Annotated in this window: 20 protein-coding genes; 14 read left to right on the forward strand and 6 right to left on the reverse strand. The window is 40.0% G+C overall.

Annotated features, from left to right (window positions below):
• The first annotated feature begins 36 nt into the window (after positions 1–36).
• The gene (locus tag IBX42_RS07315; RefSeq protein ID WP_294931007.1) at positions 37–1,074 is read left to right on the forward strand and encodes a dipeptide epimerase; all 1,038 of its coding nucleotides are present in this window, start codon (positions 37–39) and stop codon (positions 1,072–1,074) included.
• Here IBX42_RS07315 and IBX42_RS07320 read toward each other — a convergent pair.
• Together IBX42_RS07320 and nhaA are read right to left on the reverse strand one after the other, a co-directional pair.
• Positions 1,064–2,173, reverse strand: coding sequence for a multiheme c-type cytochrome (locus tag IBX42_RS07320; protein ID WP_294931009.1), 1,110 nt, complete (start codon positions 2,171–2,173; stop codon positions 1,064–1,066). The two genes, IBX42_RS07315 and IBX42_RS07320, sit on opposite strands and share 11 nt — an antisense overlap.
• 38 nt (positions 2,174–2,211) lie before the next feature.
• Positions 2,212–3,552 (reverse strand): Na+/H+ antiporter NhaA, encoded by a 1,341-nt coding sequence (gene nhaA, locus IBX42_RS07325; RefSeq protein WP_294931012.1) that lies wholly within the window; start codon positions 3,550–3,552, stop codon positions 2,212–2,214.
• 37 nt (positions 3,553–3,589) lie between these two features.
• On the opposite strand from nhaA, the gene IBX42_RS07330 reads away from it, so the two are divergent.
• The 5 genes from IBX42_RS07330 (at position 3,590) to IBX42_RS07350 (ending at position 10,278) form a co-directional block, all read left to right on the forward strand.
• Positions 3,590–4,792: a hypothetical protein gene (locus IBX42_RS07330; RefSeq protein ID WP_294931015.1), complete on the forward strand. Its 1,203-nt coding sequence runs from the start codon at positions 3,590–3,592 to the stop codon at positions 4,790–4,792.
• Positions 4,789–5,784: a MoxR family ATPase gene (locus IBX42_RS07335; protein ID WP_294931018.1), complete on the forward strand. Its 996-nt coding sequence runs from the start codon at positions 4,789–4,791 to the stop codon at positions 5,782–5,784. Before IBX42_RS07330 ends, IBX42_RS07335 begins: the two co-directional genes overlap by 4 nt.
• Positions 5,785–5,856: 72 nt before the next feature.
• Complete coding sequence (locus IBX42_RS07340) at positions 5,857–6,375, forward strand: ferritin-like domain-containing protein (RefSeq protein ID WP_294931021.1); 519 nt, start codon at positions 5,857–5,859, stop codon at positions 6,373–6,375.
• Positions 6,376–6,431: 56 nt separating this feature from the next.
• Complete coding sequence (locus IBX42_RS07345; protein WP_294931024.1) at positions 6,432–7,550, forward strand: VWA-like domain-containing protein; 1,119 nt, start codon at positions 6,432–6,434, stop codon at positions 7,548–7,550.
• A 25-nt stretch (positions 7,551–7,575) separates the two neighbouring features.
• Positions 7,576–10,278, forward strand: coding sequence for a cation-transporting P-type ATPase (locus tag IBX42_RS07350; RefSeq protein WP_294931027.1), 2,703 nt, complete (start codon positions 7,576–7,578; stop codon positions 10,276–10,278).
• Here the strand turns inward: IBX42_RS07350 and IBX42_RS07355 are convergent.
• On the reverse strand, positions 10,275–11,522 hold the full coding sequence (locus IBX42_RS07355; protein WP_294931030.1) for a diguanylate cyclase: 1,248 nt from the start codon (positions 11,520–11,522) through the stop codon (positions 10,275–10,277). The genes IBX42_RS07350 and IBX42_RS07355 overlap by 4 nt on opposite strands.
• 46 nt (positions 11,523–11,568) lie before the next feature.
• Between IBX42_RS07355 and IBX42_RS07360 the strand changes: the two genes are divergently transcribed.
• Positions 11,569–12,831 carry an AAA family ATPase gene (locus IBX42_RS07360; protein WP_294931034.1) on the forward strand — a complete coding sequence of 421 codons (1,263 nt, stop codon included), beginning with the start codon at positions 11,569–11,571 and terminating at the stop codon, positions 12,829–12,831.
• Positions 12,832–12,838: 7 nt separating this feature from the next.
• On the opposite strand, the gene IBX42_RS07365 is transcribed toward IBX42_RS07360, so the two are convergent.
• Together IBX42_RS07365 and IBX42_RS07370 are read right to left on the reverse strand one after the other, a co-directional pair.
• The gene (locus IBX42_RS07365; protein ID WP_294931037.1) at positions 12,839–13,135 is read right to left on the reverse strand and encodes a nitrous oxide reductase accessory protein NosL; all 297 of its coding nucleotides are present in this window, start codon (positions 13,133–13,135) and stop codon (positions 12,839–12,841) included.
• 159 nt (positions 13,136–13,294) lie between these two features.
• Complete coding sequence (locus tag IBX42_RS07370) at positions 13,295–13,891, reverse strand: peroxiredoxin (protein WP_294931040.1); 597 nt, start codon at positions 13,889–13,891, stop codon at positions 13,295–13,297.
• 185 nt (positions 13,892–14,076) lie between these two features.
• On the opposite strand from IBX42_RS07370, the gene metK reads away from it, so the two are divergent.
• From metK to IBX42_RS07405, 7 genes are all read left to right on the forward strand, one after another.
• The gene (gene metK, locus IBX42_RS07375) at positions 14,077–15,252 is read left to right on the forward strand and encodes a methionine adenosyltransferase (protein WP_294931043.1); all 1,176 of its coding nucleotides are present in this window, start codon (positions 14,077–14,079) and stop codon (positions 15,250–15,252) included.
• A gap of 152 nt (positions 15,253–15,404) precedes the next feature.
• Positions 15,405–15,689, forward strand: a complete 285-nt coding sequence (locus IBX42_RS07380) for a 4Fe-4S dicluster domain-containing protein (protein WP_294931046.1) — start codon at positions 15,405–15,407, stop codon at positions 15,687–15,689.
• Between the two features lie 146 nt (positions 15,690–15,835).
• On the forward strand, positions 15,836–16,249 hold the full coding sequence (gene ndk, locus IBX42_RS07385; RefSeq protein ID WP_294931049.1) for a nucleoside-diphosphate kinase: 414 nt from the start codon (positions 15,836–15,838) through the stop codon (positions 16,247–16,249).
• Between the two features lie 42 nt (positions 16,250–16,291).
• Positions 16,292–16,669 carry a hypothetical protein gene (locus IBX42_RS07390; RefSeq protein ID WP_294931051.1) on the forward strand — a complete coding sequence of 126 codons (378 nt, stop codon included), beginning with the start codon at positions 16,292–16,294 and terminating at the stop codon, positions 16,667–16,669.
• A gap of 139 nt (positions 16,670–16,808) precedes the next feature.
• The gene (gene rpmF / locus IBX42_RS07395; RefSeq protein WP_008335740.1) at positions 16,809–16,958 is read left to right on the forward strand and encodes a 50S ribosomal protein L32; all 150 of its coding nucleotides are present in this window, start codon (positions 16,809–16,811) and stop codon (positions 16,956–16,958) included.
• Positions 16,959–16,961: 3 nt separating this feature from the next.
• Entirely contained in the window at positions 16,962–17,960 is a 999-nt protein-coding gene (gene plsX, locus IBX42_RS07400) for a phosphate acyltransferase PlsX (RefSeq protein ID WP_294931054.1), read from the forward strand.
• Positions 17,960–18,961 (forward strand): beta-ketoacyl-ACP synthase III, encoded by a 1,002-nt coding sequence (locus tag IBX42_RS07405; protein ID WP_294931057.1) that lies wholly within the window; start codon positions 17,960–17,962, stop codon positions 18,959–18,961. Before plsX ends, IBX42_RS07405 begins: the two co-directional genes overlap by 1 nt.
• 412 nt (positions 18,962–19,373) lie before the next feature.
• Here IBX42_RS07405 and IBX42_RS07410 read toward each other — a convergent pair whose 3' ends face one another.
• Positions 19,374–20,969 carry a DEAD/DEAH box helicase gene (locus tag IBX42_RS07410; RefSeq protein WP_294931060.1) on the reverse strand — a complete coding sequence of 532 codons (1,596 nt, stop codon included), beginning with the start codon at positions 20,967–20,969 and terminating at the stop codon, positions 19,374–19,376.
• Positions 20,970–21,100: the final 131 nt, after the last annotated feature.

The following is a 21,100-nucleotide window of genomic DNA, read 5'->3' on the forward strand; positions in this document are numbered from 1 at the left end:
TAAACAATACTTGGATTATTTGACGGTTAAGCAAAAATGAGTCAAAGAAAAATAACAAACATAAAAACCCAAGTAAAACATATAGCGCTAAAAACTCCATTCAAAACAGCTCTGCGGGAGACTTCGGAGGTAGAGTTTGTAAGAGTATATGTAGAAGATGAAAACGGTAACGTAGGCATCGGTGAAGCGCCCGCTACAAAGGCGATAACGGGTGAGGGTATTGAAGATATACTGGGCTCCATCGAGAGCGTAAAAGAGCGGTTTTTAGATATTGAGTGCAAAGAGGCTCTGGAGCTTCTGCATTCTGAGTGCAATATAGGTTCAAGTGCCAAAGCAGCGCTTGATATAGCGTTTGTATCTTTGGATGCAAAACAAAAAAATCGTAGTTTGGCAGAGCAGTTTTGCATAGAGGATTTTGCTCCCATAAAAACGGATATTACCATCAGTTTAAATGAGGCTGACGTTATGTTAAGCGATGCAAAAAAAGCATACGTTGAGAAAAAAGAGATACTAAAAGTAAAGGTCGGCAGCGATATTTTGCACGCAGTTGATGTTATAAGAAAAATAGCAAACTCCCTGCCGCAAGCAGAGATATTGGTCGATGCAAATCAGGCGTGGAGCTTTGAAGATTCGCACTTTTTTATAAACAATATGTTGGGTGTGAAGATAGAGCTTATAGAGCAGCCCGTTGTCGCAGCTGACTTGGAGAGTTTGAAAAAAATAACAGAGCTCTCACACATTCCCACCTTAGCAGATGAAGCGGTTTTCACACTAATAGACGCCAAAAAAGTCATGGAGTCTAAGAGTGCCGACATGATAAATATAAAGCTTATGAAGTGCGGCGGGGTTACAAAAGCGATAGAGATTTTGGAGTATGCAAGAGAGAAAAACATTACATGCATGCTGGGTTCGATGCTTGAGGGTCCATACTCTATAAACATGGCTCTTTATCTGGCGTTTGCCTACAGAGATGTTATAAAGTATGTGGATCTGGACAGCCCGCTGCTCTACAAAGAGCCTTCAAAAGAGCTTGATTTTGAGTTTAACGGGTGCGAGATCTCACTTAAAAAGTAAAACTCTCTTTTTTAAAGACTTTAAACTCTTTTGCTGTCTTTTCATCTTTGAGTCCAAGCGGTTCAAGAGCTTTTGGATTTACCAAAAACCAGCCCAGAACCACATCTACTCTATCGCCTTTTTGAATTTTAAAATCTCTTTTTACGGCTCTTTTCTCATTTGCCTGTATCATCGTATCTTTTAGAACAGAATCCGCCATCCAAGGCATTGAGGGTTTGCCCTCTTTTCCTAAGACTCTGACAAAGACCTCTTTTTCAAGCTCTGTAGTTTTTCCATCTCTTGTCACACTCATCTTTAAGAGAGCCATGCGGGCAGGGTGAAGCAGGAGTGCGTGAGAGCTTTGGTTGTCTACGTTTACAATGAAGTGGTCTATGTTTCTTAAAATCGATATATTTACATATTTACTTAGCATTTCAGAGTGAAAGTGAGCGCCCGCAAAACCGTGAAAAGAGTGAGTTTTTGTCTCTATGATGGAGGAGAAGCTCCCCTCAACTTGAGGCATATGGCAGCTGACACAGTTTGCGCTGTCCATCTCGCTGTTGACGTTGCTTGAGCAGAGATTAAGACCTGTTTTGTTGACGTTGTGGGAGTGGCATCCTATGCAGACATTGCCGTTTTTAAAGTTCTCGTTCTCATCAGTTATGATTTTGTGGTAGGGAGAGTCAAGAGAGCTTCTGTTGGAGCCGTAATAACTATTTTTATCTTTTGAGATAATGTTCGTGTTGCTCTCTTTATGCTCCTCTATTTTCTCTATTCGGTGGCAGTATGCACAGCTTATAGCCTCTTGATGCGTTGGGTTTTGCGCATCAAACATCGCCTTTTCGCCAGCTTTTGTCATTTTGTCTAGATTGTCTGCGGCAGGTGTGTGACATTTGCCGCAACTGTATTGCTCTGCTTTGGTCATTGCCATTTGTTTGTTCCAAACAGCGTTGTGGATAGGGTCTTTTTGCGGTGTTGCATTTGCATGCATTGAGCCGTAAAACTCATCATATATTTGGGCGTGGCACTTTTGACAATCTTTGCTTGGCGCAAATTCATGTGCGGCGTCGTTAGCCCCTAAAAACAGAGTTGTAAGAAGAAGTATATAGAGCGTTTTCATCAGTATTTCCTTATGTAAGTTCGGCTTAAATTATAACACTATTTGTTTGAAGATTTTGCAATATATCTAAGCCATACAAATCCAAAAATACCGGCAAACAGAGAGGCTGCTAAAATTCCTATTTTTGCCTGAAATATAAGTTCGCTGTTCCCTAAAAAAGCAAGTTCAGCTACGAAAATGGACATAGTAAAACCTATACCTCCTAAAAATGAGACGCCAAATATCTGGCTCATGGTCGTGTTCTGCGGAAGTGTTGCAATTTTGAGCTTTATTGCAAGCCATGAGAGACCTGCAATACCAACTATTTTTCCGCCTATAAGACCAAAAATAATACCTAAAGATACAGGCTGCATTATGCTTTGATTTATTGATGAGAAGTCTATAGAGATGCCTGCATTTGCCAAAGCAAAGAGAGGAATAACCAATAAACTCACAGGCAGATGAAGACCATGTTCAAGCCTTGAAGCTGGGGTTCCTACCGCGTCTATGGTATCTTTTATGTTTTGAAGAATGGCTTTTTGCTTCTCATGCATCATATGGTCAGTCGCAATTGGGTAGCTGTCATACTCATGAAGCAGTCTGCTTGTATGCTCACTAAAGGTTATGGGTACGTACTTGGGCCTTGATGGAATAGACATAGCCGCAATAACCCCAGCTATTGTCGCGTGTACTCCAGATTCGAGCATAAAGTACCACATTAGAAGACCGACTATAAAGTATGGAAGTACCGCATGTATGCCAAAACGATTCAGAGCAATCATCCCAAAGAAAGCTCCGAGTGCTAAAAGAAGCCAGAATATATGTATCTCATTTGTGTAAAAGAGAGCTATAACAACGACTGCTCCAAGGTCATCCACGATTGCTAAAGCAACTAAAAAAGTAACTAGTGAAGTAGGCACTCTTTTGCCTAGAAGTACCAGTGCACTGATGGCAAAAGCGATATCGGTTGCCATCGGAATTCCCCATCCTCTTGCACTATCTAAGCCTCCGTTTATACTTAGGTATATAAGAGCAGGTATGACCATTCCGCCAATGGCTGCAATTATCGGGAGGATAGCGACTTTTATATCTGAGAGCTCACCTACTGTGATATTTCTTTTTATCTCCAGTCCGATAATAAAGAAAAAGATAGCCATAAGTCCGTCGTTTATCCAGTGATGGATGGAGTGGGAGAGTTTCCATGAGCCCACTTCGAGGTTGATGTATGTATGAAAAAAGTGCTCGTAACTACTTGCTATGGGGGAGTTTGCCAATACTAACGCCACTACAGTCATTATCATAAGTATGAGACCGGTAGTGGTTTGTGCGTGTATAAACTCTTCAAAAGGAGTTGCTACTTTTTTAAATACCTTTTCCCAAGGCGCATATAGCTTTTTCATAAAAATCCTTTTCTTTGTTGTCGGCGCATTATATCAAATGAGTGTAACCAATGATATAATCTGCTTTATGAATTTAAAAGAGTTAGAAAATAGAGCAATACTGCTTTTTGGCAAAAGTCGTGCTTTTAGCATGGATGAGTTTACGTCACAACTTAAATTTCACAATATAGAGCTCTCAAGCGAGTTTAGTAGTGACGTGATGCTGGTTGTTGATGCGAAGATGATGACTCCTTATGAGCAAAATATAAGTGAGGCGCTCTACAAAGAGCACTCCCAAAGTGTAGAGTTTGTCTCCATTGATGCTCTTGAGAGGGAGCTTGCAAAGTATATAGATGCAAACACTCTTTTGATGAGCCTTAAACTGAGCCGTAACAAAGAGAGACTCAAATCTTTCTTGCAAAACTCGATGATAAGCGATGAGCTTTTTTTTAAGCTTCTAAAGATGTACTCATGGGGCGGCGAGGATTTTTTTGAGAATGACGACAACCGTGATGTGAGTGCTGCAATCATTTTACGCTTCTACCAAAACATAGAGCGAAATCATAATGTTCAGTATGCGACCACGGGCTTTATGCACCTTGTTTCGCAGACAAAAAACATGGAGTTGCTGTATGCTATTTTATCGCTTGAGCCGATACGACTAAATCCCAACATTCAAGTCGCAATCGCTAGAAATATCCACTGCGATGATGAGATGCAAGAGCTGCTTTTTAAAACCGATAATCCTTATGTGTTAGAAGCGCTCTCACAAAACCAAAATTTAAAATCTGCACTCATTGAAGAGTTTTTAAAAGATGAAAAATTGGGAAGAGACGTAGCAAAAAATATAAAATTGACAGATGAGCTTTTTGAACTTTTTAAGACAAACAAGATAGGATTGGCGCTCAATGAGAGCTTGACTTTAGAGATGCAAAAAGAGCTGCTAAGTTATGGCGATGAAAAGATCTCCTACGCTTTGGCACTCAACAACGGGATTGATGAAGAGATTTTACATCTGCTTTTAGAGAGCAAAAACGAAGAGATTAAATCAGCTCTGCATGAAAACAAAAAAACACCCACGTCAATGCTTGAAGAGGCGTACAGAAACAATCAATATTGCCAAGAGATAGCAAAAAACGAGAATACTCCCTTAGAGATTTTATACCAACTCCAGCTTGACTCAAGATATGCCCGCGCAGTGATGGAAAATCCTGCGTTTGGAAGACATGTACAACAAGAAAATATAGGATGGGAAGTATGAGAGCAACAGATTTGAGCGCGGCGATTAACTCTCTTGTTGAGCAGAGAGTGCCGACTTTTTTATGGGGAGCGCCGGGAATCGGAAAATCTTCTATAGTAAAGCAGGTAGCAAAGAGCAGAGGCATCGGTTTTATTGATTTAAGGCTTGCCCTTATGGACCCGACTGACCTTAAGGGGATCCCTTTTTACGACAAAGAGTCGCACACGGCACTCTGGGCACCTCCCGCTTTTTTGCCTCGTGAAGGAGAGGGAATACTCTTTTTAGATGAGCTTAACTCCGCAGCTCCAAGCGTTCAAGCATCAGCTTATCAACTTATACTAGATAGAAGGGTCGGCGAATACGAGCTGCCTGAGGGCTGGGCTATTGTCGCCGCAGGAAATCGTGAGGGAGATAGAGGTGTTACTTACCGCATGCCAAGCCCTTTGGCAAACAGATTTGTTCACTTTGAGATGGATGTAGATGTTGAGGACTGGAGGCTTTGGGCGTATAAAAACGCTCTTGATGAGAAGGTTATATCTTACATCTCATATAAAAATGAACATCTGTTCACGTTTGATGCAAAGAGTGATATAAAAAGCTTTGCAACGCCTAGAAGCTGGGAATATGTGAACAGCATACTGGAGAGCAGCATATCTGAGAATCTGCTTCTTGAGACTGTCGGCGGGGCAGTAGGCAGAGATGTGGCGGTCTCCTTTTTGGCGTTTTGCAAGGTCATGAACAGACTTCCCGACATAAAAAATATACTCTATAGCGGAAGCGGTGAGTACAGCGATGAGGTTGATGTTCTTTATGCTCTAAGTACCGGACTTGTGAGTAGATACCTTAAAGAGAGAGATGATGAGAAGTTAGAGAATCTGCTTAGGTATACGCTTGGGTTAAAGAGCGAATTTGCCGTTATGACGGTACAGGATTTGCAGAGAAACGGTGTGAACATGGAGCACTCAAAAGCATTCGGCGAGTGGGTTGAGAAGTTTGCATATCTTTTAGAGTAATAGTTTAAAAGAGAATTAACCAATTTGATTGTACCATAGGAACGAATCAAATTTTTTTATGAGGAGTTAAATATGGCTAGAGTAGGAAATTCGATAATTAAAGGCTTAGAGGTCTCAGAGATTATAAAACTTCTTAACAAGGCTTATGCGGATGAGTGGTTGGCATATTATCAATATTTTATCGAGAGCAAAGTCGTAAAAGGAATCATGAAAGATGCTGCTATTACCGAGCTTGATCAACATGCGGCTGATGAGTTAAGACATGCGACTATGATAGCAGATAGAATTTTGCAGCTTGGCGGAACACCTCTTTTAAATCCAAAAGAGTGGATGAAAAAGACAAACTGTGGCTACGAAGAGCCTAAAAATTTTGATGTAGTTGCAATACTCGAAGATGCTATCAAGGGAGAGCAGTGCGCCATAAAGGTTTACTCAAACATAGTCGATTTGACAAGAGACAAAGATATAGTCACTTACGATATTGTCTCTCAAATATTGGCTGATGAAGTTGAACATGAAGAGGATCTTCAGGCACTTCATGATGATATTACGGAGTTTGTAAGCGACCTTAAAAAAAGTCTTAAAAAGTAAAGCAAATATCAAAGAGGTGCTCTCTTTGATGTTACGCACCAAAAGAGAAACCTCACATGTCAAATATTCAAACTAAAATCTCTCAAGCAAAATCAAAACTTTTACTCTCCCACCCTTTTTTTGGAGCAGTTGCCGCTAAACTTGAACTTGTACAAAATGATGACATACAGAGCTTTAAAAGCAACGGAATAAAGCTTGAATACAACAGCGATTTTTTGCAAAAGCTAGAACCTGCGCAGATGGAGTTTGTCTTTGCAAACGGTGCTATGCATGCTTCGCTCGCGCATGAAGAGAGAAAAAATGGCAGAAGCGGTTGGCTCTGGCAGTTGGCAACGGACTATGCTATTAATGACATGTTGGTTCAAAACGGCTTAGTGCGCCCCGATGAGGCGCACTACTCAAAGAGGTTCAGCGGCATGTACGCCGAGGAGATTTATGCCGAATTGAAAGAAGATATTTTGCGTGATGAGCTTGAATATGAAGCGGATGATGTTAATGATATGCAAGATAGTAAAAAAGAGCAAAACGAGCAAAACAGTTCTCAAAACGAGGATATTTTAAATGAACAGCTCTTTGAAGAGTTTGCCAAAGCAAAGCTTGAAGATGAGATGAAAAGCGGCGAAGCACCCCTTTCGATAGGAAGATTTTTCAAAATTTCCGCCGAGGGCAAGATTGATTGGCGCAATGAGTTAAGAGCAGCGCTTGATAGGCACCATAAAGATGACTACACGCTTCTTCCCCCGAGTAAAAAGTTTCTCCATGCGGGAATCTATCTTCCCTCATGTATAAGCAAGCGATTTCAGCTTGTCGTGGCAGTTGACAGCTCTGGTTCTGTTGATGAAAAACTTTTAAATGAGTTTTTGAGTGAGCTTAACTTTTTGATGCTAACAATTCCGAATTTTCAGATAGATATGTTTGTGTGTGACGACAGGATTAGAACGCATAAAACCTTTTGGGGCGGCGATATTTTAGAAGTTGAACTCAAAGGGGGAGGCGGAACCGATTTTAGACCCGTATTTGAGTTTGTAGATAGAGAGCTCTCAGATGTAAAACTGCTTCTGTATTTTAGTGATTTAGATGGAATCTTTCCGCATGATGAGCCAAATTACGAGGTAAAGTGGATAGCTCCAAAAGAGCAAAACGTGCCTTTTGGAACTGTTATTGTGTTAGAATAAGTTTATCAAAGATGAGGAGTTTAGAATGCATGAGAATAGTAACTGGCACTCTTTGGAAAAAGAAGAAGTCCTCAAGATACTGGATAGCTCGCAAGATGGACTAAGCAGCGCCGAGGTTGAGGCAAGGCTCAAAAAATACGGACCGAACAAACTTCAAGAGGAGAAGAAAAAGAGTCCTATTATTCGTTTTTTAATGCAGTTTAACAATCTTTTGATCTATGTGCTCTTAAGTGCTGCTGTTGTTACCGCGCTGCTTGATCATATGATAGATACGGTTGTAATACTCGGAGTGGTCCTCATCAATGCCATCATAGGCTTTATTCAAGAGAATAGAGCGCAAAATGCGATGGATGCTATAAAAAAGATGCTGGCATTTCATGCTGTCGTAATGCGGGATAAAAGCAGGCAAAAAATACAAAGCGAATCGCTAGTCATCGGTGATATAATCTTTATGAAACCCGGAGATAAAGTTTTAGCGGATATAAGGCTGCTTGAGACACATGGCTTTAGTGTACAGGAAGCTCCACTGACGGGAGAGTCCGTTGCTGTCGATAAGAGTGTAAAAAAAGTTACGCTTGAAGCAACTTTAGGAGACAGAACTTCAATGGCATTTGCCGGAACTACTGTGGCAGCTGGAGAGGCAACAGGCGTTGTGGTTGCTACAGCGGATAAGACGGAACTTGGTCGCATTAGCGGAATGTTAAGAAGCGTAGAGACTTTAACCACGCCTCTTGTTGAGCAGATGGACAAATTTGCCAAATATCTAACCGTTTTTATACTCTCTTTTTCTCTGCTTATTTTTATCATCGGCTATTTTGTAAAAGGGCTTGAGTTTACAGAGGCGTTTATGGCGGTTATAGGACTTTTTGTTGCGGCTATTCCCGAAGGTCTGCCTGCTGTTTTGACCATAACGCTTGCAGTCGGAGTTCAGGCTATGGCAAAGAGAAATGCAATAGTGAGACAGCTGCCTGCCATTGAGACCATAGGTTCCGTATCTGTTATCTGCTCCGATAAAACGGGAACGCTTACCCAAAATGAGATGATGGTCAGCAGTGTAGTTACAAACGATAAAGATTTTAGGGTAAGCGGTGCAGGGTATGAGCCAATCGGAGATATCTATTTAAAAGATGAAAAGGTTGATATAGAGAGAGAAGAGAGGCTAAGATTTTTGGCTAAAACCTCTCTTTTATGCAGTGATAGCACTTTAAAAAAAGAGGGCGATTCATGGATTATAGAGGGAAGTCCAACGGAGGGTGCCTTAGTTGCATTTGCCCATAAAGTAGGGCTTTACACAGATAATATTAGAGAAACTTTCAAGCGTGATGACAAGATTCCATTTGACTCAAAACATAAATATATGGCAACGCTAAATCATAGTCATGACGGTGAGTCGATGATTATCGTAAAAGGTGCGGCAGAGATTATCATTAAAATGTCTGAGTTTGAGTATGTAGACGCAGAGAGTAAAAAAGAGATTCAAGCCACATATTGGGAAAATAAAGCAAAAGAGCTAGCTTCTTCAGGAGAGAGAATCTTAGCGCTTGCGTACAAGAAAGTATCTAATGAGAAATCAACACTCGGTTTTGATGACTTAAAAGAGGGGCTTGTAATAGTAGGACTTGTAGGATTGATTGATCCTCCGCGTCCTGAAGCCATAGAGGCGATAAAAGAGTGCTACAGTGCACACATAGACGTTAAGATGATAACGGGAGATCATCTCTTAACTGCGACGGCAATAGGAAAGACAATAGGACTTAAAAACTGTGAGAATGTCTTAAGCGGTGCAGATATAGAGAAGCTAAGTGATGAGGAGCTTGAGAGTGCAGTACTTCATACCGATATCTTTGCTAGAACTACGCCTGAACATAAGTTACGGCTTGTCAAAGCCTTTCAGGCACACTCAAAAATTGTGGCCATGACGGGTGACGGCGTAAACGATGCGCCTGCACTCAAGAGAGCCAATGTCGGTATTGCTATGGGAAAAAGCGGCACCGAGGCGGCAAAAGAGTCAAGCGAGTTTGTTTTGACCGATGATAACTTTGCTTCAATAGTTAGTGCAATTAGGGAGGGTAGAAGAGTTTACGACAATATAAAAAAGGTCATAAGCTGGACTCTTCCAACCAATGCTTCTGAGGCTTCTGTCATTATAGTTGCTATATTTTTTGGGATGGTTATGCCCATCACTCCCATCCAAATACTTTGGGCAAATATGATAACAGCCGTTACTTTGGGAATAGCATTGGCATTTGAAGATGAAGATAAAAATATAATGAAAAGAAGCCCCAGAGCGATTGATGAGCCCATTTTAAACAGAGAGCTAATTTGGCATATAGTTTATGTGACGACCCTGTTTCTTATAGCGGTTTTTGGCGCTTTTTACTATGCGATGCAAAACGGCGCAAGCGTAGAGTATGCTAGAACTCTGGCGCTTAATACCTTGGTCTTTTTGGAGATTTTTCATCTTTTTTATATTAGAAATTTAAATATAATTGATTTGAAATTTAGCGATATATTGGCAAATAGAGTCGTATGGAGCGCAGTTTCCATCATCTTTTTTGCGCAGATTGCCATAACGTATACTCCTTTTTTACAGGGAGTTTTTTTAACGGCGCCTTTAACCATATTTGATTTTAGTATGATTTTTGTAAGCGGGGTTGTCGTCTTTACTCTCTTAGAGCTTGAGAAGCAGTTTAGACTTCGAATCGCTAGAAAGAGAGAGATAGTCTAGTTTAGGACTATCTTATTTCTTCCATTTTGTTTAGCGTTGTATAGCATCATGTCGGCTTCGTTTACGCTTGCGTTTAAATCTTCATCATGGGTTGTTGCGACTCCCATGGATACGCTAAATCTAATCTCCTCATTTTTCTCACTCAGAGTCACATGGCTCTCTACTTTTTCTTTGATTTTCTCAATAATTTCTAGAGCTTTTTGAGCAGATGCGTTTTTGAGTAAAACACAAAACTCCTCCCCATTAAATCTCGCAACAATATCATCGCTTGAAACACTGCTTCTTAAAATGTCGGCTAAATCCACAATTGCTCTGTCGCCTGTTTCATGACCATAGGTATCGTTAATTTTTTTGAAGTGGTCTATATCTATCATGGCAATAGCAAAAGGTTCAGAGTTAGATATAGCATCTTCAAAGTACTTTGAAGCGTTTGCAAAGAAATATCTTCTGTTGTAAAGACCCGTTAAAAAGTCGCGGTTTGCATGGTTTGTTATCTCTTGAATATTTTCAAGCGCTTCGATTGAGTTGTTTATGCGGCATGAAAACTCCTCTTTTGAAAATGGTTTTTTTATGTAGTCGTTCGCACCGTTTTTTAAAAAAATAGCCGTTGTCTCTTCGTCGTTGTCACTTGAGATGACAATAATTGCCAGATCTGTTTTGGTATAGGTTTTTCTTATCTCTGTGGTAAGCTCAAGTCCGTTCATGACGGGCATATGGTAGTCTGTTAGAATTAAGCTGATGTTAGGGTTCGTATTTAAAATGCCAAGCGCTTCTTCGCCATGCGCAACCGCTATGACTTTAAAAAACATATTTTCAAGCATGCCCTGCATCTGCTTTCTAAATACCAGAGAGTCGTCTATGAGCAATATGGTGTGGTTTTGGTTTTTTTGTAATCTTCTTATTGTCTGGATTATGTAGTTAACGTCATTTGCTCCGCTCTTTGTAACGTAATCTATGATGTTTTTTTTGAGCATCTTTTTTCTGAACTCTTTGTCGATATTTCCGCTAAGAACAATGACACGGTTTTTTCTCTCTAGTGCATACTCAACAATTTCGCCGTTTGGAGCATCCGGAAGGTTGATATCTAAAAGAGTCAAAAAATATTCGTATCTTTTTAAAAACAGTTTTGCTTCTTGCAAACTATAGGCAACGTCAACTTCAAAGTTGAGCTCAATACTTACTTTTTTTGCAATAAGTTTGGCTAGAGTTTTGTTATCTTCTACTACCAATATTCTTTTGCTCATGCTGCACAGTTTCCTTAAATTTTTCGTTATTATAGTATAATTTTTTATGGATTATTTGAATAGAGTCATTGAAAAACTAAAGGCAAAAAGGAGTGTTTTTTTGACCGGCGGTGCGGGTGTCGGAAAGACTACCATTACAAGAGAAGTTATAAAACATTATGAGAGCGAGTCTAAAAAAGTGGCAAAACTTGCCTCTACGGGAATGGCTGCTACGCTCATTGGCGGGCAGACTCTGCACAGTTTTTTAGACTTGGGAATCGCTGCAAGCTTGGGCGAGTTGGAGATTAACGCTAAACTTGAGGCAAGCAAGAAGGTAAAAAAGCTTATCTGTAGCATGGATCTAATCGTTATAGATGAGATCTCGATGGTAAGTGATACTTTGCTTGATATGATTCGCTTAAGACTTGAGCAGAGTGATTTTAAGGGCTCGCTTCTGGTTGTAGGCGACTTTTTGCAGCTTCCTCCGGTAGTTCGCGGCTACAAAGAGGTAAGGTTTGCGTTTGAGTCCGATTCATGGAGAGAGTTTGATTTTGAAGAGGTTGAACTAACACATGTCTACAGAACGGATGACAGCGATTTTATAGAGCTTCTCTCAAGCATAAGAGATGGTTTTGTGGACGAGAGTGTGCATAATGCTCTCAATGAGTTTATAAAAGTATTGCCGCATGATTTGAGTGAATTTACCTTTTTGTTCGGTAAAAATATCTCCGCGTCACTGCACAATAAAAATCAGCTTGAGTTTGTTGATAGTGAGCTTTTTATAAAAGAGGCGGGAGTCATAAAACACTCTAAGGGCGTAAAAGATACAGATATAGAACGTTTTATGGATGATGCCAGAATCGAGAGAGAGCTGGAGTTAAAGATCGGCGTGCCTGTGCTCTTTACTAGAAATGCATGGAACTACTTTAACGGAGAGCGCGGGGTTGTTGTAAACATTGATGCAACTTATGTCTATGTACAAAAAAGAGACGGTGTTGTCGTAAAGTTAGAGACGATGGCACAGAATAAAGAGGTGTGGAATGAGAAGAGTGTAGGTGGAAAAAAAGAGGTGCTTCAAGAGAGCCTCTTTAGCGTTTACCAGTACCCTATAAAGCTGGCATACGCCATAACCATCCATAAATCTCAAGGAATGAGCATAGAAGATCTTATAATCGAGACAAACGAGATTTTCGCGCCTTCGCAGTTTTATGTAGCAATTTCTAGAAGTTCAAATCCGAAGCGCCTAAACCTGATAGCGCCCAAAAGACAATGGAGAGATATAGTGTTTGTAAATCATAAAGCTTTGGAGTTTGTAAAAAAAGGGCTTTAAAATAGAGCTATTTTGAAGCCTCTTCCTCTATCTTTTTATAGGTTTCGTAATCTACTACGTTTCCCCCATATTTTTTGACGTGCTCATTTGCATCCTCTTCTTTTGCAAAAGCGAAGTAGTCCTGCATCGTGCCGTATTTGTGGCTGTCAATAACGTAAAATGCATCTTTTGCGGCAATAAGACCGTAGTTTTTTGCATCGACGATATATTTTATCTCCTCTTTTACGCTTTGTGTTTGTGCAGCCTCTTTTTCGGAGGCAACCAAAGATATTGTAATCAAAAATGTCAATAGTATAGTTTTCATATCAATCCGTTATTGTGAATTTTAGAGCAGATGATACCAACTTAAGTGTAATAAGACAATAGACTTCTTTTATAAAAACCTTTTCAAATCTTCATTAAGATAGCATGCAAGGACTCTCATGCTATCTATCTTTAGGTATCGCTTATTTTGTATGTGAGGTTATAATTTTTCGCTGTTTTTAGCAAGATATTCGGCAACACCTTCAGTTGATGCCTTCATTCCCTCGTCGCCTTTTTGCCATCCTGCAGGACAAACTTCACCGTACTCGTCAGTAAACTGCATAGTGTCAACCATGCGGATCATCTCATCGATATTTCTGCCAAGCGGGAGGTCGTTGATTACTGCGTGGCGAATTATGCCTTTTGCATCAATCAAGAATGAACCGCGAAGTGCAACAGCCTCACCGAAAAGTACATCATAATCTTTTGAGATCTGTTTTGTCAAGTCCGCAACAAGAGGAAATTTTACTCTGCCGATTCCGCCTTCATTTACCGGAGTCTCTCTCCATGCAAAGTGTGAAAATTGGCTGTCTACAGAAACGCCTATAACATTTACGCCGCGACTTTTGAAATCTTCAATTCTGTGTGAAAATGCAATAATCTCAGATGGGCAGACAAAAGTAAAATCTAGCGGGTAGAAAAATAGAACCGTACCTTTTTTGCCAAAATTCTCTGATAATTTGAAATCTTCTACTATTGATCCGTCTGCTAAAACTGTTGTTGCCGTAAAATCCGGAGCTGGGTTTGTTACTAACATAATAAATATCCTTTTTTTGTTATATATGCAAAATTTTAACGAAAGTAAATTAATCAAACTCAAACGCTTTAGTGTAGTAAAAAGCTTTAAGAGAGAATGAAAGTTTGCAATTTTATATATAATTTTTTTTGTTATACTTTCGCTGATTTATGGAGCAAGACTCTGTATTTCAATAAGGAAAATCGATGACAAAAGAAGCAAATGCTCCAAAAGAGTACATTTTTACTTCAGAGTCTGTAACAGAAGGGCATCCTGATAAGATGGCAGATCAAATCAGTGATGCAATTCTGGATTATATTATTGAGCATGATACTAATGCACACGTTGCATGTGAGACTCTGGTATCAAACGGATTTTGTATAATAGCAGGCGAAATGAAGACAACTACATATGCTCCAATGCAAGAGATTGTTCGCAGGGTTGTCCAAGAGATTGGCTATACGGATGCAACATATGGTTTTGATTACCGTTCTGCTGCAGTTTTAAACGCTATTGGAGAGCAGTCTCCCGATATAGATCAGGGGGTAACTCAAGCTGATGGAGAGATTGGAGCGGGAGATCAAGGTCTAATGTTTGGTTATGCCTGTCGCGAAACCGATGTGCTGATGCCGCTGCCTATATATTTGGCTCACCGCTTGACTTACAGACTCGCCGAGGTTAGAAAGGAGGGAATCATTCCCTACCTTCGTCCTGATGGCAAAGCGCAAATCAGTATAAAATATGTTGGAGACAAGCCTGTTTTTGTAGATACGGTCGTAGTTTCTACGCAGCATGCTCCCGAAATCTCCCAAGAGAAGATTCATGAGGATGTGATAAAAGAGGTTATACGTCATGTTATTCCCGCTGAGCTTATGAGCGATAAGACTATCTTTCATATTAATCCGACAGGAAAATTTGTTATAGGCGGTCCCCAAGGCGATGCAGGGCTAACCGGCAGAAAAATTATAGTCGATACATATGGCGGAAGCTGCCCTCACGGCGGCGGCGCATTTAGCGGCAAAGACCCGACCAAGGTTGACAGAAGTGCTGCTTATGCGGCACGACATGTGGCGAAAAATTTGGTCGCTGCCGGAGCATGCGACAGAGTGACCATACAGGTTTCTTATGCAATAGGAGTAGTTCAACCTACTTCTATAATGGTCAATACACACGGTAGTGCCGTTGTAGAGGAGGAGAAGATTGAGGCATGCGTTAAAGAGCTTTTTGATTTATCTCCAAAAGGGATTATACAGTCTCTGGATCTTTTGCGCCCTATCTATAGAAAAACTGCCGCATACGGACACTTCGGAAGAGAAGATAGTGATTTTACATGGGAAAAAACAGATAGAGTCCAAGATATAAAAAAATATCTCAAAATTTGATAGCAATCATTATCAAAATTCTGTTTTCTAGTAAATTTTGATATGAAAAGATGTAACAAATATGAATTGTTACATCTTTTAGGAAGATTTTTTAGCTTTATTTAAAAATCTTTGGTTAAACTTACTTTGAAATAAAAACTAGGAGAATCTTAATGGCAGTAATTATTGGTGATACATGTATTAACTGTGGCGCTTGTATTGATGAGTGTCCGGTAGAGGCGATTGTAGATGAGGATGATAATCCAACGGGTGAAGAGATTTACTATGTGTACGGCAACAAATGTGTAGAGTGTGTCGGTCATCATGACGAGCCTGCTTGTGCTACTGCTTGTCCAACTGAAGGATGTATTACATGGGACGTTGTAGGCGAAAGTACTGCGCATCGTGAAGACATTACAGACGATATGCGCGGCATAGGCAAAGCTGTAGTAGAGTAATCTTTTTAAAAAAAACCATGGGGTGGTTTTCCCTGTGGTTTCTCTCTTTTTTCAAATATCTTCATAAATTTTTTTCATTTTAGTATAAATCAGACTCTTTTTAGATACAATTCCACTCTAATTTTATATATTAAACAGGAGATTTGATGGAACGCACACTATCAATAATAAAACCGGATGCCGTCGCTAAAGGTGTTATCGGTAAAATTTTAGATCGTTTTGAGAGCAATGGTTTAAAAATAGCAGCAACGAGAAAGATGCAACTTTCTCGCGCAGATGCAGAAGCTTTTTACGCAGTTCACTCTGAGAGACCTTTTTTCGGTGATTTAGTTGATTTTATGATTAGCGGTCCAGTAGTTGTTTCAGTACTTGAGGGTGAAAATGCGGTAATGAAAAATCGTAACCTTATGGGTGCAACAAACCCAAAAGAGGCTGAAGCAGGAACTATTCGTGCAGATTTCGCTGAAAACATAGATGCAAATGCAGTTCACGGAAGTGACTCTGTTGAAAATGCAGCTGTAGAAATCGCATTCTTTTTCTCAGAGAGAGAAATCTCTTAATATATGAAAAACAATTTAAATAAAGAGAGTTGAGATTCCTTTATGAAAATAGTATTACGAAAAGTTAACTCCACTCCGCTAGATTTTGAAGTTGAATCCAACGAAATAACTTTTAAAGGTTATTTACAGTATGATGCCGACAAATTAATTTTGCTAAAAGCAGAGTTAAGTGGGGAAATTGACGTAAATTGTGATATTTGTGCTGATGAGTTTGCGCTCGAAGTGAATGAAGATTTAGAGTTTTTTATCTCCGACGGTCTTTATGCAAAACATGAGGAGCTTCTTTTAGATGTTGTAGAATCACTAGATTCTACGGTAGATTTAGTGGAACTTATGAACTCAGAGATTGAGCTTATAAAAAGCGATTATCACAGTTGCGAAAGTTGCAATAAAAATAGTGCTTCTGATGAGGAAGCGTAGCAAGATGGGCTTTGCTCATATTGTGTTTTAAATAGGGCTTCTGCCCCGAAAAGGGGCAAGCTTTAGTGCCTAAGCGGCGAGCGTAGCAAATGGGCTTTGCTCATATTGCGTTTTAAATAAAACAGAAAGGATATAGATTATGGCAGTACCAAAAAGAAGAGTCTCTCATTCACGTTCAGCGAAGAGAAGAACTCATTACAAAATTACTTTAGCTAAGCCTGTTAAAGATAAAGATGGAACATACAAACTTCCACACCACATCAACCCAACAACCGGTGAGTATAAATAGTAAATGATAAAGATTGCTATTGATGCAATGGGCGGGGACTTTGGTCCCAAGCCAATTGTAGAGGGCTGCATACAAGCTCTTAAGTATAAACTTTTTGTTCCTATTCTTGTAGGTAAAAAATCAGAAATTTTACCTCTGTTACCAAAACGTTATAGAGATAAGATTTCTATAGTTGAAGCTGATGACGTTATATCTATGGATGACGCCGCAACAGATGCTGTAAAAAGAAAAGAGAGCTCTATCTACAAATCTATTGAGCTGGTAAAAAATGGTGAAGCGCAGGGTATTGTTTCCGCTGGACATAGCGGGGCTACCATGACTTTGGCTACTCTTAGACTCGGTCGTTTAAAAGGTGTGTTAAGACCTGCACTTGTGGCTTTAATGCCTACAAAAAGCAGCAGAAAATCTGTAATACTAGACGTCGGAGCAAATGTCGACTCTAAAGCCGAACATCTCCTCCAATTTGCTGTGATGGGCGGATGCTATGCAGAGGATATGTTTAAAGTGTCAACTCCATCAATCGGTCTTTTAGCAAACGGAGAAGAGAAGAGCAAGGGCAACGATGTCACAAAGGCAGCCTTTAAACTGCTTGATGGCTACAAGGGATTTAAAGGAAACGTTGAGGGTAGTGATATTTTCAACGCAACTTGCGACGTTATCGTATGTGATGGTTTTATCGGAAACTTGGTGCTAAAAGCATCTGAGGGCGTTGCATCAACGATTAGCGGACTTATAAAAGAGTATATTAGAAAATCGCCAATTGCAATTACTGGGGCTCTTCTTATGAGAAAAGTATTTAAACTCTTAAAGAAGCAGATGAGTTATGAAGAGATAGGCGGAGCTCCGCTTATCGGTATTCAAGGTTGTGTTATAGTTAGCCATGGAAAAAGTACTCCAAAAGCTATAAAAAATGCAATCTTTCAAGCTATAAACTATGTTGATACCGGTGTTAACGGGCATATAGTTCAAAGACTTGAAGCATTAAAAAACAAGGAAGTTTAATGGCATATGCGGCATTTCGCTCTATAGGTGCTTATGTTCCTAGCAAGATTCTCTCAAACGAAGAGCTGTCAAAAATGGTAGATACTTCAGATGAGTGGATAACAAAACGAACAGGCATAAAAGAGAGACATATCGCCGCAGCTGATGAGTTTACCAGCGACATGGGTGCCAAAGCCGCTAAGCTTGCCATTGAGAGAAGCGGTTTAAAGAAGAGCGAAATCGACATGATTGTATGCGCTACCATCTCGCCTGATTACTTCTGCATGCCATCAACTGCTACTATTATAAGCACAAAATTGGGTCTTGGAAATATTACGGCTTTTGATATCTCTGCTGCATGTACAGGATTTGTCTATATTCTCTCGATTGCAAAAGCGTTTATTGAGTCAGGTATGAAAAAAAATATTCTTATCGTAGGTGCAGAAAAACTCTCAGCTATTACAGACTATAGCGACAGAGGTACATGTATCCTTTTTGGTGATGGTGCCGGTGCCGCGGTTATAAGTGCGACAGAGAACAAAGAAGAAGCAATCATAGATATTCATACAGGTTCAGACGGAGAGTTTGCAGATCTCTTAATGACGCCAAACGGCGGAAGCGGCTCCGCGCACGATGCTCTCGAGCAGGAAGCTACAAGCTGTTTTATGCAGATGAGGGGAAATGAGACTTTTAAGGTTGCAGTTAAAACTCTTACAAAAGATGTTATAGACATACTTAGAGAGAACAGTATTCAAAGTTCTGATATTAAGCACTTTGTACCGCACCAAGCCAACTATAGAATTATAAAAGCCGTAGGTGATGCCCTAAAGCTTAAAGATGAACAGGTTGTGCTTACTGTTGAGAAGTACGGAAATACTTCAGGCGCTTCTATACCGATGGCAATAAATGATATTTACGAGAGCGGAAGACTCCAAGCTGGAGAGCTGATGTTGCTCGATGCTTTTGGCGGCGGACTTACATGGGGGAGCGCACTCGTTCCTTTTGCACCATTTAAAAAATAACTCTTTTGCCAGATTTCTTCGTTGAAATTTGGTTTTCTTTCGTCACATACTTTAAGTATGTTCCTTAATAAAACAAAACTTCGCCTTGAACTATGACAAAATAGAGAATTTTAATTGAAGCCTCTGATTAAATCATAAACTAGATTCCAAGTGACCAAAGGGAATGCCTGTGGTGCAAGCTTGGAATGACGAACTACTAGTCACCCTGAACTTGCACCACAAGGGCATTTCCTTTGGTCATTCAGGGTCTAATTCAATAATTGCTCAGAGGGTTTAATTATCATTCTTTCTCTTTTTTGGTTAATTATACCAAAATGATACAGAATGAAATACTTTAAAAGATTATGAAAGTTTAGTTGTAAAGGGGAAGAGACCCGAAAAATTCGAGTTCTCTATATGTTGGAGCGGTTTTTTAGTCTCTAGTTCTTGTACGGTTTCTATCTCCGCTTGGACGACTTCTCTCACCGCTAGAGCTGTTTCCACGGTAACCGCCGCCGCTTGGACGAGAGCTTCTGTCTCCGCCTTCGCTTGAACGTGGTCTATCGCCACTTCCAGAACGATTTCTATCTCCGCTTCCGCTTGAACGGCTTCTGTTTCCACGAAAACCTCCGCGTCCACCTTTTGTATCTCTTCTGTTAGCAGCTCTCTCTAGTATCGCAGCCAGTTTATCAGCAGGAATACCGATAATATTTGGACCGGCAATAGTCTGTTTGTCCAAGATCATAGAGACAAGCTTGAACATAATTGTCTCTTCATCTATATCTTGCTTTAGTAGATCAAGAATTTGATGTGCTTCATCATAGATTTTTTGATCTTCTATATTTGTAACGATTGACTTTAGATTTATTGCTCTTAAGTCATTCTTGCTTGGAACATAAGCATGCGTCATTGTAGTTCCAATTTTTGCTTTTATTCGTTGAAGCTCTTTAAACTCTAGCGGAGTTAAAAGCGTGATTGCTTTTCCTTTTGTTCCTGCACGGCCTGTTCGCCCGATTCTATGAACATAAGACTCAGGGTCAAAAGGGATATGGTAGTTAAAAACATGCGAGATGTTATCTACGTGGATACCGCGAGCGGCAACATCTGTAGCAACTAAAACATTTACATTGTTGTTTTTGAAACCTTTGATTACGGTTTCACGCTGACGCTGCTCCATATCTCCATGTAAGCCATTTGCTAAATATCCCGCACTTGAGAGTACGTTTGAGAGTCTGTCAACTTCGCTTTTTGTTCTACAAAAAACAATCGCTTTCTTACACTCTTCAGAGTCCATAAGACGGATGATTGCATCATCTCTCTCAGACTCTTCAATTACATAGTACTCTTGGTTAATATCTGCATTTGTAGTTTCGCCCTGTGTGATACTAATAAACTCAGGATTGTCCAAAATTCTCTCAGCAAGAAGCTTGATAGGTTTTGGCATAGTAGCCGAGAATAGAAGTGTTTGACGGTTTGAAGGAAGGTAAGAGAATATTTCGTTAATATCATCTAAAAATCCCATGTCAAGCATCTCATCTGCTTCATCAAGAACGACAATGCTTGGAGCGAAATCTTTTAATAGATTCTTCTTAAGAATGTCAAGAAGTCTTCCCGGAGTTGCCACAACAACGCTTGCGCCTCTTTGTATAAGGTCGATTTGTCTATTGTAAGAGCTACCGCCATAAACTGTAACTGTTTTAGCGCCTATGTTTCTGCCGTATTTAAAAAGTTCATCACTAACTTGAGTTGCAAGTTCGCGAGTTGGAGTGATAACAAGGATGCTAACTCCGCTTCTTGGGTCTATGTTGTTAAGTGCCGGAAGACCGAATGCTGCTGTTTTACCTGTACCTGTATGTGCTTGACCGACTATATCGCGACCTTGTAATATAAATGGTATCGCCGCAGCTTGAATAGGACTAGGGATTGTAAAACCCGCATCTTTGACACTTTGAAGCATCTCTCTTTTTAGTCCTAAATCATCAAATGTGATTGCCTCTTTTTCTGGTTGTGTTTGTGCATTTTCTTGCATCATTTTCCTTTGGATAGGAGATGATACAAGCATGTCACTAATGACAAGGCACCTTCCCCTAAAATATTTCCCGAATTATACCCAAAAATATTGTGTTTTTGATTTAAATAAATAATACAACTGATTACTTA

Source organism: Sulfurimonas sp. (genome assembly GCF_014859695.1).
GTDB lineage: Bacteria > Campylobacterota > Campylobacteria > Campylobacterales > Sulfurimonadaceae > Sulfurimonas.

What these genes read in the sequence shown, in the direction of transcription:
- IBX42_RS07315 (WP_294931007.1), top strand. Translation starts at nt 37, where the DNA reads ATGAGTCAAAGAAAAATAACAAACATAAAAACCCAAGTAAAACATATA.
- IBX42_RS07320 (WP_294931009.1), bottom strand. Translation starts at nt 2,173, where the DNA reads ATGAAAACGCTCTATATACTTCTTCTTACAACTCTGTTTTTAGGGGCT.
- nhaA (WP_294931012.1), bottom strand. Translation starts at nt 3,552, where the DNA reads ATGAAAAAGCTATATGCGCCTTGGGAAAAGGTATTTAAAAAAGTAGCA.
- IBX42_RS07330 (WP_294931015.1), top strand. Translation starts at nt 3,590, where the DNA reads ATGAGTGTAACCAATGATATAATCTGCTTTATGAATTTAAAAGAGTTA.
- IBX42_RS07335 (WP_294931018.1), top strand. Translation starts at nt 4,789, where the DNA reads ATGAGAGCAACAGATTTGAGCGCGGCGATTAACTCTCTTGTTGAGCAG.
- IBX42_RS07340 (WP_294931021.1), top strand. Translation starts at nt 5,857, where the DNA reads ATGGCTAGAGTAGGAAATTCGATAATTAAAGGCTTAGAGGTCTCAGAG.
- IBX42_RS07345 (WP_294931024.1), top strand. Translation starts at nt 6,432, where the DNA reads ATGTCAAATATTCAAACTAAAATCTCTCAAGCAAAATCAAAACTTTTA.
- IBX42_RS07350 (WP_294931027.1), top strand. Translation starts at nt 7,576, where the DNA reads ATGCATGAGAATAGTAACTGGCACTCTTTGGAAAAAGAAGAAGTCCTC.
- IBX42_RS07355 (WP_294931030.1), bottom strand. Translation starts at nt 11,522, where the DNA reads ATGAGCAAAAGAATATTGGTAGTAGAAGATAACAAAACTCTAGCCAAA.
- IBX42_RS07360 (WP_294931034.1), top strand. Translation starts at nt 11,569, where the DNA reads ATGGATTATTTGAATAGAGTCATTGAAAAACTAAAGGCAAAAAGGAGT.
- IBX42_RS07365 (WP_294931037.1), bottom strand. Translation starts at nt 13,135, where the DNA reads ATGAAAACTATACTATTGACATTTTTGATTACAATATCTTTGGTTGCC.
- IBX42_RS07370 (WP_294931040.1), bottom strand. Translation starts at nt 13,891, where the DNA reads ATGTTAGTAACAAACCCAGCTCCGGATTTTACGGCAACAACAGTTTTA.
- metK (WP_294931043.1), top strand. Translation starts at nt 14,077, where the DNA reads ATGACAAAAGAAGCAAATGCTCCAAAAGAGTACATTTTTACTTCAGAG.
- IBX42_RS07380 (WP_294931046.1), top strand. Translation starts at nt 15,405, where the DNA reads ATGGCAGTAATTATTGGTGATACATGTATTAACTGTGGCGCTTGTATT.
- ndk (WP_294931049.1), top strand. Translation starts at nt 15,836, where the DNA reads ATGGAACGCACACTATCAATAATAAAACCGGATGCCGTCGCTAAAGGT.
- IBX42_RS07390 (WP_294931051.1), top strand. Translation starts at nt 16,292, where the DNA reads ATGAAAATAGTATTACGAAAAGTTAACTCCACTCCGCTAGATTTTGAA.
- rpmF (WP_008335740.1), top strand. Translation starts at nt 16,809, where the DNA reads ATGGCAGTACCAAAAAGAAGAGTCTCTCATTCACGTTCAGCGAAGAGA.
- plsX (WP_294931054.1), top strand. Translation starts at nt 16,962, where the DNA reads ATGATAAAGATTGCTATTGATGCAATGGGCGGGGACTTTGGTCCCAAG.
- IBX42_RS07405 (WP_294931057.1), top strand. Translation starts at nt 17,960, where the DNA reads ATGGCATATGCGGCATTTCGCTCTATAGGTGCTTATGTTCCTAGCAAG.
- IBX42_RS07410 (WP_294931060.1), bottom strand. Translation starts at nt 20,969, where the DNA reads ATGCAAGAAAATGCACAAACACAACCAGAAAAAGAGGCAATCACATTT.